This is a genomic window from Rhodoluna miladensis (SeqCode), assembly GCF_965234705.1.
Lineage (GTDB): Bacteria > Actinomycetota > Actinomycetes > Actinomycetales > Microbacteriaceae > Rhodoluna > Rhodoluna miladensis.
Genome location: NZ_OZ248465.1, coordinates 431,237 through 442,256, shown reverse-complemented (window position 1 = coordinate 442,256; position 11,020 = coordinate 431,237). Strand labels below are relative to the sequence as shown.

General features: G+C 49.9%; 8 protein-coding genes. 4 read left to right on the top strand and 4 right to left on the bottom strand.

Annotated elements, in window-relative coordinates; all coding sequences use genetic code 11:
• Positions 1–44 precede the first annotated feature (44 nt).
• A complete protein-coding gene (locus AC8GDC_RS02205) occupies positions 45–1,061 on the top strand; it encodes a phosphotransferase (protein WP_506558259.1) in 1,017 nt (338 codons plus the stop codon).
• On the opposite strand, the gene AC8GDC_RS02200 is transcribed toward AC8GDC_RS02205, so the two are convergent.
• Both AC8GDC_RS02200 and AC8GDC_RS02195 read right to left on the bottom strand, forming a co-directional pair.
• Positions 1,058–4,180 carry an ATP-dependent helicase gene (locus AC8GDC_RS02200; protein ID WP_506558258.1) on the bottom strand — a complete coding sequence of 1,041 codons (3,123 nt, stop codon included), beginning with the start codon at positions 4,178–4,180 and terminating at the stop codon, positions 1,058–1,060. The genes AC8GDC_RS02205 and AC8GDC_RS02200 overlap by 4 nt on opposite strands.
• A complete protein-coding gene (locus tag AC8GDC_RS02195) occupies positions 4,170–7,289 on the bottom strand; it encodes a UvrD-helicase domain-containing protein (protein WP_506558257.1) in 3,120 nt (1,039 codons plus the stop codon). Before AC8GDC_RS02195 ends, AC8GDC_RS02200 begins: the two co-directional genes overlap by 11 nt.
• 81 nt (positions 7,290–7,370) lie before the next feature.
• Between AC8GDC_RS02195 and AC8GDC_RS02190 the strand changes: the two genes are divergently transcribed.
• The gene (locus AC8GDC_RS02190) at positions 7,371–7,595 is read left to right on the top strand and encodes a DUF3107 domain-containing protein (RefSeq protein WP_506558256.1); all 225 of its coding nucleotides are present in this window, start codon (positions 7,371–7,373) and stop codon (positions 7,593–7,595) included.
• Positions 7,595–7,879 carry a hypothetical protein gene (locus AC8GDC_RS02185; RefSeq protein WP_506558255.1) on the top strand — a complete coding sequence of 95 codons (285 nt, stop codon included), beginning with the start codon at positions 7,595–7,597 and terminating at the stop codon, positions 7,877–7,879. Before AC8GDC_RS02190 ends, AC8GDC_RS02185 begins: the two co-directional genes overlap by 1 nt.
• On the opposite strand, the gene AC8GDC_RS02180 is transcribed toward AC8GDC_RS02185, so the two are convergent.
• Positions 7,869–8,642 (bottom strand): ferritin-like fold-containing protein, encoded by a 774-nt coding sequence (locus tag AC8GDC_RS02180; protein ID WP_506558254.1) that lies wholly within the window; start codon positions 8,640–8,642, stop codon positions 7,869–7,871. The two genes, AC8GDC_RS02185 and AC8GDC_RS02180, sit on opposite strands and share 11 nt — an antisense overlap.
• A gap of 64 nt (positions 8,643–8,706) precedes the next feature.
• On the opposite strand from AC8GDC_RS02180, the gene AC8GDC_RS02175 reads away from it, so the two are divergent.
• Positions 8,707–10,095 carry a DEAD/DEAH box helicase gene (locus AC8GDC_RS02175; protein WP_506558253.1) on the top strand — a complete coding sequence of 463 codons (1,389 nt, stop codon included), beginning with the start codon at positions 8,707–8,709 and terminating at the stop codon, positions 10,093–10,095.
• On the opposite strand, the gene AC8GDC_RS02170 is transcribed toward AC8GDC_RS02175, so the two are convergent.
• Complete coding sequence (locus AC8GDC_RS02170; RefSeq protein ID WP_506558252.1) at positions 10,092–10,976, bottom strand: PHP domain-containing protein; 885 nt, start codon at positions 10,974–10,976, stop codon at positions 10,092–10,094. The genes AC8GDC_RS02175 and AC8GDC_RS02170 overlap by 4 nt on opposite strands.
• Positions 10,977–11,020 lie beyond the last annotated feature (44 nt).

Below are 11,020 nucleotides of genomic sequence, written 5' to 3'. Positions count from 1 at the left end.
GGCGAAACTGAATAGATCGGGCAAGATTGTCTAACCTTAAAAACATGGCTAGATCTCCCTTGATTTTAGCGGCCCTAGCGAAGGACGCCGTTCCCCAGTTTGACTTCGCCCAGGTGAAGAACCTTGATGGCGGATCTTCGGGTGCTTTCGACGCTGCCCTGCTAACAGCCAAAAGCGGAGAGCACTTCGTAGTTCGTATGGCTAACAGTGCCAGCGCCGGAACCGAACTAGAATCCGAGATTCGAGCTATCAAAACTTTCACTCCAGTTATTCGCCTAAACCTGCCTTTTGAACTAAGTGAACTAGTTGGTGACACTCAGGACTCCGAGGGTGCTCGCGCCATGGTGTTTAACTTCGTATACGGAAACCCAATTGAAATTAGTCGCGTGGAGCCACTTGCTGAACTAACCCTCAGCATCGCAACTTCAATCGCCGCAATTCACAAACTTCCTGTTGAGCTTGTCCAGAATGCTGGCTTCCCAGAACTTGACCCAGCATCAAACCTGAAGTACCGAGTTTCTGAACTAGACCGTGCAGCTCAAACCGGAAAAGTTCCACCGATTCTGCTCAACCGCTGGGAACAGGCCCTGGAAGACACCAGCTTGTTCCGCTACCAGCCAACTGTTATTCACGGCAGCCTAAATGGCCAGAGCGTTTTGGAGCTCGACGGAAAAGTATCTGGAGTACTTCACTGGTCTGGTCTTCGTATCGCCGACCCGGCAGAAGATCTGTCATGGATTCTCGGAGGGGCAGTCCCTGAGCTTTCTCGAAACCTAATCGCTCGCTACTTCGAAGCAAGACCTGGATCCGACAGCAACATTTGGCCTCGCGCACTTCTATACAGCGAACTAGAGCTAGCTAGATGGCTACTGCACGGTTACTCAACCGGAAACCAAGAAGTCATCGAAGATGCCGTGGGCATGCTTTTGGTTCTTACTGAAGAAGTCGAAACCGGCAAAGCAGAGCGTCTTCACGCAGCGCCGCTAGCAACTTCAATTGCCCTAGCCAAATTATCTTCTGAGCCTGCCGCACCGGCGGTCAAGAACGACGAGCTTTTCTAAACAAACAGCTCCTCCCACATCTTCAATAGCTGTTCAGGCCCAGGAACTTTCTCTGGCCGAAGTTCGATGTTGTCCCCGACGAAGTAGAAGCAGACATCAATTTGCTCGATGGGGATTTGCTTGAGTTCTGAATAGGCGAATCGGTACAGCGCCAGCTGAAGAATCATCTGCTGCTCGGTTTGCTTATCCTTTGGTGCAGAACCAGTTTTCCAATCAACAATTTCGAACCGGTCCCCGATTTGGAAAACCGCATCTAACTTGCAGACAAATGTGTTTTGACCACGCGTGAGATTAATCTCAATCTCAACATCTACTGGGCTCTGTCCGTGAAACCTTGAGTTCTTGAAGATTTCGGTGAGCTGACTGATTTCAGCAGGAGCGTCGTCAACCTCAGAGATTATGAAATCCTCAACCCACGAGTGGAATGCGGTTCCCATCTTGGTGGCGCGATAAGGCTCGGTTGGAACCGGCCTTTGATGCTTAGCCGCCTGGCTAGGCAGATCGCTAATGAATTCCTTGAACTTAGACGCTGGAATTCGAACTGGAAGATCAACTTTGCTTAGTCTTTGCAACCGGTCATCCTGCTCTTTGAGCAGCAAGTCAATTTCTTGGTGAATCGTTGAAGTGCTTAGATCTTCGGCGTTGATACGTGAAAGCCTTTCGGTGGCTTGCTCAACTTGCGAAGCAGAGTCGGCAACCACTTTCGCGTGGGTCTCACCAATTGGTTCTAGCGGCCAGATCTTTTCTCGAGGTGATAGATCAAGTGGATTTTCCGCAGATACAAGATCTGGGAACTGGTAAACACCTTGGGCTAACTCAGTCATGAAGCGAGATGGTTTTCTTGATCCTGCGTTTGCTGGCTTCCAATAAGAGCCAGATAGAAGCAGTGCTTCTCTCGTTCTAGTTATCGCCACATAGATCAACCGGAATTCTTCTCGCAGCTGGTGTTCTTTGTTATCGGCCTTGAACTGATCGGTGGCGGCTTTGATTTCAGTCTGGATAGTTGCACTCTCAAATTTGAATGCTGGAAGCGAAGCAGCATCCCCGCGCAGTGGATAAGGTAGCTCAGCACCTGATAGCCATGCCGCAGTTGATCTTGGCTTGGATGGAAAATCGTCCTCGACCAGGTTTGGAATGGCAACAAAATCCCACTCGAGCCCCTTGGCTGCATGAACCGTAAGTACCTGAACTACTCCAGCCCCTGGGGTCACCCTTGGAATTTCAAAACGTTCCTTCTTGGTTGCATACTCCAACCAATTCAAGAACTGACCCAGCAGAGCACTCGCCGAACCAGAACCGAATCCAGCGACAATTTCATAGAAAGACTGCAGCTGAGCCAACGGGTTGGCAAGCTTAGGGTTTGCTCGAAGCTCAATATCCAACCAATGCTCCTCGGCACAAAGCCTCACAAAATCAGTCAAAGGTAAGGCTGTTGCCGAACGCAGGTTCTGAAACAGCGTTGCTGCTTCTTGTAAACGGCTAAGTGATTCGTCTGAGAACTCTTTGAGCAATTCAAGTTTTGGATTGAGAACCAAATCAAGTGCTTCAACTATCGTGATTTCTTCGCGGAAGACGCCTTCTTGCCTAGGTCCAGAGAGTTTTCTAGCCATAACAAAGAGCCGGTCGATATCCTTGATTCCGATGCGCCACCTGGCTCCAGTAAGTAGTCGTATTAGCTCACTGCCCGAATCAGCTCGCTGAACCACCTTGAGAGCACAAATCAGATCAACGATCTCAGGTAATTCGAGTAGTCCCCCAAGACCTACAACCTCTACTTCGATTCCCTGAGATTGCAGCTTTTCAACAAACAGCGCCATTGAAGATCTCTTGCGCATCAATACTGCACACTTCTTCCCCGCGACAACCGCAGGCTTCAACCAACTGGCAACAGTAGTTGCCTCGTCCTCGATGGTTTGTTCAAAGGCAAAATCTGTAATTCCTTGAATGGCATCAGGCTTGGCAACGAGCTTCACGGGAAGCACGTGTTCAGCAGTTGCGGACCTACCTTCAAAACTTGCAGGTTCTTGCAACGGAAGGGAAATGCGGTTTGCCATCTCTAGAACCTTGATTGGGTTCCGCCAACTGGTTTGTAGCGAGAAGTGCCTAACGCTTCCAAAATCAAGACCGAAGTGATCCAGGTTTGATGCGCTTGCTCCACGCCAGCCATAGATTGACTGATTTGGATCTCCCACTGCAAAAACGGAACTGTTACCAAACAGCGTCGACAGTAGTTTGGTTTGCAGTACGGAAGTGTCCTGATACTCATCAAGCAAGACGGCCGTGTAGCTTTCCCTGATCAGCATCGCTGCATCAGCATTTTCAGAAACGGCCTTGTATGCCAGGGCAACTTGATCGGAGTAGTCAACTAAGGACCGGCGCTTTTTCTCCTGCTGGAATCTTTCCGCAAGTTCAGCAATCAACGGTGTTGGCTTTAGGCCCTCAACTAGTTCTTCGATGTATGCAAAGCGCGAGTCGACGTCCTGGCCAGCTTTTTTCGGCAGCTGGCCGATTTGATTGGCGGTTGTTTCAATGACATCTCTTACCTGTTCTGCGTCAGAGCCGTTGTCGCTCAGGGCTTGGGAAAGCTCCAGCACTTTTTGAACTATGGTGTCCAGATTTAGCTCAAGATCACTAAGGCTTCCCGAAACATCGGAGCCGTACCTAACGCACACCTCTCGAGCCAGCTGAAAAGCTGCAGCTTCACTCAATAGCGTTGATTCGCTCTCGTAGCCCAGCGATAAACAGTTATCCCTAAAGATCTGGTTCGAAAACGCGTTGTAGGTGGAAATGTTTGGAGCAACGAATTCATACTCCAGTTCTTCAGGCCAGTAGCTAGTCTCACGAAGTTTAAGCAGCGCTTCGAAGATTCTCTTGGATAACTCAGTGGCCGCTTTTCTAGTGAAGGTAAGTCCAAGAATTTGCTCGGGACGTGCAAATCCATTGGCCACTAACCAAAGCACCCTCACGGCCAATAGTTCCGTCTTTCCGCTTCCTGCACCGGCAACTACTAGAGCAGGTGAATCAAGTGGAGCATTTTCAATAGCGTCGATTTTCTCTGCAGCTAATTCAAAATCCTTGATTACCTTGAAAATTTCTGCCGCTGAGTATTTAGCCGACATAGCTCACCGCCGGAGTTAGGTGCAGCGAGCACGAGCCGTAAGAGCGCTCAGATTCGCAGTGGTTGGAAAGCTGAGCAACGAAGACCGACCGAGACATTCCCTCTGAGGAGTCAAGCAATAGCTTTTTGAATCTGGCCGATTCTTGATTGTCCATGACCGGTTGGTTGCGCTCCTGGAACTTAGCACCACCAACAATTAGTAGCTTCGCTCCCGCTAGCTGCTCCGGGCTAATTGATTCAAGTTCTTGGAATCCACCTTCCAGAACCGCCATCTGATACAAGGCAAGTTGTGGGTTTACTAATGTCTCGGCAGCGGTTGCAGCAACCTTGCCAGTTTTTAGATCAACAATCACAACGTTGCCGTCGGCAAGCTGCTCTATGCGGTCAACTTGTCCCCTGACCTGGATGTTGCCAAGCTCGAAGTTGAAGTTCTGCTCCTTCGCTAAGACACTTCCGCCATCAGATTCGAACTGCTTTAGGTAATCGGCAAGATTAGAAAGCATGCGCGCAGCTTGACGCTTACCTAACTGCTCTAGCCAGTCCGCTTCGAATTCAAGAGAGTTCCACCGGGAAACCTTTAGCTTTTCAAGCTCGGCAAGATCAGATGACTCGGAAACTTCTAACACCTCGTGAATCAATGAACCGAGCGAGGCTTGGAACGAACCGGCAGATCCCCCGTGGGTTTCGATGAACCAGTGCAGTGGACAGGTCAAGAAATTATCCAGCTGCGATGGTCGAATCTGTAGCTTTTCGTTGTCTAGATCGGTCAGTGGCTCGATTGTTGAAACCGGAAGTAGTCCATACCAACTTCTAGGCGATGCACCTGGAACTCCAGCTGCTGCTAATCGCGCAAGACCAAGAGCGGCTTGTTCTGGATTGGCGCTCTTGGTTGAGGCAAGATCTCTACGCAGCTCGCCAACAATTGATCGAAGTGTGTAGGTCTTTGAGGACTTAGATTCGGTTGGCGGGTAGCTGCCGTGAACTAGTGGAAGAAACTGCGAAAGCTGTTCTTCTTCCTTTTCGGTCGCGCTCATTATTAGTCGCTGACCACAAGCTCCGACAGCTTTGTTTAGCATCCGAAGTTCTCCTGGAAGCTCCGAACGTTTTAGCTCACGTGCCTGGGTTATCTCCCCTGCAACCAAGGCGTCCAGTACATTTGCTCCAAGCAAAGACGAGCGGGGTTTCAGGTTTGGCCAAACGCCTTCACTAAGACCTGGAATCACCACAGTGTCAAAGCGCTTTCCGATAAGTGCCGATGGAGTAAGAAGTAGCACCTGCTCACCGGATCGATTGTTTAGTGCCAGCGAATCTTCGGGAATTTCCCTTTCTAACTGATCTTCAATAAATTCGATTGCGCTAGCAGTGGGGTTTCGCTCTGCGAATCTGGCTGCTGCACCAAACAGCGAAAGAATGGAGTCCAGATTCTTTCCCGCCTGAATTGCTACCTCGGATACCCCGCGAGATAAGACAACCCAACGATTTAGCACTCCGGTTTCAGAAACCAAATTCCAAAGCACTGCCTCAGCTGTGGTTCCCGCAATTGCAGCCAAGTCTTTAGTGGACTGCAGAAGGCGAACAATCTTTTCCGCTTTTCGTGCCTCTGGGCTTCGAACTAAAGACAGAGTATTTGGATTATCAAAGGCTTCAACTAACAGCTGATCGGATGAGCCCTCAAACTCTTCCACTTGCTTTCTAAGCGAACGCTTGAGGCGCAAAATTCCAAGCTGGTCCAAACCTCCAAGCTCAGAGGTAAGAATCTCAACTGCTTGATCAAGTACTACTGGTACATCGCTCAAACTAACCCGAGCAAGTCTGAGCAGCTGTCCTGAAGAGTGATCATCGCGAAGCGAGTTCGAAGAGCCAATAACCTGCACGGGTACTGACTCCGCGCTTAGTGCAAGAGCGAGTTTTTCAAGTGCCGGTCGACTTCTTGCAACAACCGCCATCTTTGACCAGGGCACTTCATCAAATAGGTGTCTTCGACGAAGCTCTCCGGCAACAAAGGAAAGCTCCTCGCTTTCGGAGCGGAATACTCGAACCTGCAGACCTTCCCCGGAAGTGTCAACATCAGAAGGCGGATTAAGTCCTTTTCTCTGACGCCCAGCGCGGGCAACATCAATGAAGGAGCTGATCTTCGATAGCGCAGCAGAAATCTCGGGACGACGAATGGCGTGGGTGGGCTCAAGAAATATCGGCTCTACTTTTTGATTCACTCGCGCCGCAATCCGCTCAGCCAACTGCATCATGGCCTTCGGGTTCGCAACTCTAAATCCAAGAGTTGCAACATCCGGGTCACCAATCAGAGTTATTCCAGCTCCTAAACGTGTGAGCTGAAACAAAAGCTCAGAAGCAGCCGGGGTTAGCTCCTGAGCGTCGTCAACCAAGATTGCTTTCAGGTTTGTTATTTCCAAAGGAAATTCATCTTCAGATTCGAGCTGGTTCGCTGCTGTTCGAAGCAAAGACGCCGCGTCGTAGCGAGCTCGATCACTTTTGTTTAGTTTGTCCAAATAGCCTTCGTAGCACTTAGCCGAAGCAATCCACTGGTTTAAGCCCTGGGCTTTTCCGAGCTCTGCTAGTTGATTGGGTGAAATACCGTGCTCCAAGCAAGCCGCGAATAGATCTCTAAGCTCAGTTCGAAATCCAGTCAGGGATCGAACGGTGGAATCGAGATTCTTGGGCCAGGCGCTGGAATCGATTTCTGCCAGAACTTCTTTGAGCAGTTGGTCCTGTTCGCTACCGCTAACTAGCACTGGGGCTTTCTTGCCTTCGCGTTTGGCTTTGGCAGCAAGGATCGAGAAGGCAAGGCTGGTAAGAGTTTTGGCAAGCGGGCCAGCGCTAGCGCCTTGATACTCCAGCGCTAATTGATCGCGAAGAGTGTTTGCCGATTCACGGGTTGCAGCAATAACTGCAAGGTCGTCAGGCGAGCAACCGGCTGCAACAAGTTGCAGGAAGCGAGCCACTAACGCTGTGGTCTTGCCAGATCCTGGAGAGCCAAAGACTGGGACAATTGCCGAGGCTGAAAGATCCCGCACCTTTTGCTGAAGTGGGGCCAGCTCAAGAGTGTTGACCGAGTCAAAGCGTGTCTTGAGCACAAATTGCAGGTCGGTCATTTACCCAAGATACTAAAGCCCTCTGACAGCTGGTTCGAAGGCTTCTGAAATGGCCGTAATCTAGTAGCAGAAAGGTTGGTCATGGACATCAGAATCGGTATCAAGCACTCAGCTCGCGAGCTAAGTTTCGACACATCGGAGTCAGCAGCGGCAGTTGAGAAAAAGGTTGCTGAGGCAATCGAGTCCAACTCAAAGCTGATCAACCTAACCGACTCAAAAGGTAACGTCTTTTTGGTTCCAACCGAAGCACTTGCCTACCTAGAGATCGGCGCAGAGGAAGCAAGAAGGGTTGGGTTCATCGCCTAATGGAATTTCTATTTATTGTTTTTTACGCTTCAATTCTTGGCCTAGTTGCCCCTTACGTTCAGATCGGATCTGATCGCTATGGCTCTTTGGTCCCGCCTGTAATTGGTCTAGCAACCGGATCGGTTCTTTGGATTTTGCTGACCTGGCTTGGCTTTAGTTATACCGACGGCTGGATCTGGTCGATCGTGATGTTGGGTATGCCGGTAGCTATGTTCTTTGGAGCAAAGGCGCTAGATAACCAGCGCAAGAAGACAGACGAGCAAGCTCTAGCTGCTACGCGGTAAGTCCGACCGCATCCATTCGAAGCGAGTGGGCTGCAATCATTTCGGTCACTAGCGGCTCAATCTTTGAGTAAGACTCTAGATTTACCTTTCGCTCCTGATCAAGGGTCAACTTAGAAGTTTTATCAATTCCAGCAAGCTTGCGGTTATCAAACGCCGCTCTAACCTCTAAAAGAACATCGCCCATCAGGCGTCTTCCCCAAAGCGCTAGGCGGGATTCAAGTTGTGGGTTTCCGGCCATGCCTTCAACCAGGACTTTCTTGGCGAATTTCTCAAAGGTCTTATCGGATAGAGCCTTCTCGACCGCTTCGCGCAATTCTTTGTTTAGGCCAGCCGCAAGGCGTCCATAGAAATCATCCAGCAATCCTGAAACCAGGTAGATCTTGATTACCGACTCGTACCAGTCAATGCCGGCAGTTCTGGAATGGAAAGTGTCAACGCGCTCGGTGAAAGGATCCATCGAATCGGTCACATCAAAGCCCAGACCAACTAGCTTTTTGGAAATCGTGCGGTATTTTTCAAAACTCTTGGCCGCTGCTTCTGATAGCTCCGCTTTGTATTGAGTGGTTGGCGAATACTTGAGCTCATTGGTGAGAATTTCAAAGTTTGAAAGCAACAGATAAGCCAATTGACCTAGGTAAACCTTAGGTTCTGGAGTGTATGGCTTGAGATTTACCTTGCCCTGGTTGCGACTTGTTCGCTCTTCTCGATCAGGTAAAACGAGCTTTCCAACCTTTTTGCGAAATGCCTTCAGCCACTCGAACATCCTTCAAGCATATAGGGCTTTAGCAGGGGGCAAGTAGAGTAGGAAGAGCATATATAGGAGCATTTTGACTTTCAAAGATCTAGGTATCGACAGCGATATAACCGAGGCCCTAGAGGCCCGAGGAATTACCAGCCCATTTCCAATCCAGGAGCAGGCCATCCCGCTTGCCCTAACCGGACAAGACATCATCGGTCAGGCAAAAACTGGAACCGGAAAAACTCTCGGCTTTGGTCTACCTCTTATTCAGAGCTTGGGTAAAGATCCATCACACGGTGCAAAAGCACTGGTAGTTGTTCCAACTCGAGAACTAGCCATCCAAGTAGCAGAAGATCTAAAGCTTGCATGCAGTAATCGCTCAACAACAGTTGCTGCCATCTATGGTGGTAAAGCGTACGAAGGACAAGTTGCCGAGATTGACGCCGGAGCGCAAATCATTGTTGGTACCCCAGGACGACTTATTGATCTTTCCAAGCAGAAAAAGCTAGATCTAACAAACATTCAGTTCATGGTGCTCGACGAAGCCGATGAAATGCTAGATCTTGGATTCTTACCTGATGTTGAAAGACTCTTTGCCTACACACCGGAAAATCGCCAGACCATGCTGTTCTCGGCAACTATGCCAGGGGCCATTGTTTCTTTGGCTAGGAAGTACCAAAACAAGCCCGTACACATCCGAGTCAACGATCCGGACGAAGGACTGACCAAAGCCGACATCAAGCAGTTTGTTTACCGCGCACATTCACTAGACAAAGACGAAGTTGTCGGCCGCATCCTGCAGGCCGAAGGCCGCGGCAAGACCGTAATTTTCTGCCGGACCAAGCGCCAAGCTGCCAAGTTAGCCGATGAGCTAATTGACCGCGGCTTTAACGCAAGTGCCCTGCACGGAGACATGTCTCAAGAAGCCCGCGAAAAATCCATGATTGCTTTTAGAACTGGCAAAAAAGACATCTTGGTGGCAACCGAAGTTGCAGCTCGAGGCATCGACGTTGATGATGTGACCCACGTAATCAACTACTCAGTTCCAGAAGACGAGAAGGCTTACCTTCACCGCGTTGGTAGAACTGGCCGCGCCGGAAGATTGGGTACCGCCGTCACATTCGTGGACTGGGAAGATTTAGCTCGCTGGACACACATCGACAAAGAGCTTTCCTTCGGTCAGCCCGATCCGATGGAAACTTACTCAAGCTCTGAACATCTCTTTGCTGACCTGAGCATTCCAGCTGGAACCAAGGGAAGAATTAAGGCTTCAACAAGAGTCGAAGGAGCTAAGCCATCAGGTGACCGCGGAGGTCAGAGACCTGGTCAAAAGCGCTCTGCTCCACGAAGTGGATCAGCAAGGCCAAAAACTGATTCCAAGGACAGCAAGCAAGCTTCCAGGTCAGAAACTAAATCAGAACCGCGTCCGCCTAGAAGCTCAACAACTAGAAACCGCACTCGCGGAGGACAAAGCTAAAGCGAAGCTTTAGTTCCGGTTCCAAGCGAAACAATTCGATCCAGCATCTCCTGAGAAGTTGTGTTCTCGCCGAGCTGGTTCGGCTTTCCTGACACACCGTGGTAATCGCTAGAGCCAGTAATTATCAGATCGTGCTTAGCGGCTAGTTCGTGCAGCCACTTTCTGGCTGTTTCTGGAACGTCGCGGTGGTAAACCTCAACGCCTTGCAAACCGGTGGCAATCATTTCCTCGAAGTGATCAACCGGCAAATCTTCTGGATCGGTGTCAGGACCAACACCTTTCAATGGGTGTGCAATGACTGGAACTCCCCCGGCCTGCCTGATTAGACCAATTGCCTCAAGGGTTGAAACGGTGGAGTGTGAAACGTAGAAGGGCCCGTCGGTAGAAAGGTAATAGTCAAAGGCCGAACTTCTATCTGCCACTAACCCCATGGTCACCAGAGTGTCCGCGATGGCGGGGCGACCAATAGTCGCACCTTTATCCAAGTGATCTAAAACCATGTCCCAAGTAATTGGAATCTGCTCGGCTAGTTTTTCAACTATCGCTCGACCTCTTGCTTCACGGGTTGCAACTGTGTCGCCAAGGACAATTTCTAAAGCCTTGTGATCTGGATCCGGCAGGTATGCCAGAAGGTGAACCGAGATGCGAATAGTTCTTCCAAATCGCTCAATGTCGGATACAGAGGTGACTTCAATTCCAGGAACAAATCCAAGCCCTAACTCAAATGCCTTGCCTCGGGCTTCATCCCATCCCGAAACAGTGTCGTGATCGGTTAGGGCAATTACATCCAGGCCAGCTTTTTTGGCATTGATCATCAAGTCGGTTGGGCTATCAAGCCCGTCGGAGCGGGTTGAGTGGGTGTGTAGGTCGATCTTGACCATAAGTTATTGCCCTTATCTTGTTATTCCTAGACTACGCAAAACAA

Coding starts and splice junctions, on each gene's coding strand:
- AC8GDC_RS02185 (WP_506558255.1), top strand. CDS start 7,595: ATGGAATTTCTATTTATTGTTTTTTACGCTTCAATTCTTGGCCTAGTT.
- AC8GDC_RS02195 (WP_506558257.1), bottom strand. CDS start 7,289: ATGACCGACCTGCAATTTGTGCTCAAGACACGCTTTGACTCGGTCAAC.
- AC8GDC_RS02200 (WP_506558258.1), bottom strand. CDS start 4,180: ATGTCGGCTAAATACTCAGCGGCAGAAATTTTCAAGGTAATCAAGGAT.
- AC8GDC_RS02180 (WP_506558254.1), bottom strand. CDS start 8,642: ATGTTCGAGTGGCTGAAGGCATTTCGCAAAAAGGTTGGAAAGCTCGTT.
- AC8GDC_RS02205 (WP_506558259.1), top strand. CDS start 45: ATGGCTAGATCTCCCTTGATTTTAGCGGCCCTAGCGAAGGACGCCGTT.
- AC8GDC_RS02170 (WP_506558252.1), bottom strand. CDS start 10,976: ATGGTCAAGATCGACCTACACACCCACTCAACCCGCTCCGACGGGCTT.
- AC8GDC_RS02190 (WP_506558256.1), top strand. CDS start 7,371: ATGGACATCAGAATCGGTATCAAGCACTCAGCTCGCGAGCTAAGTTTC.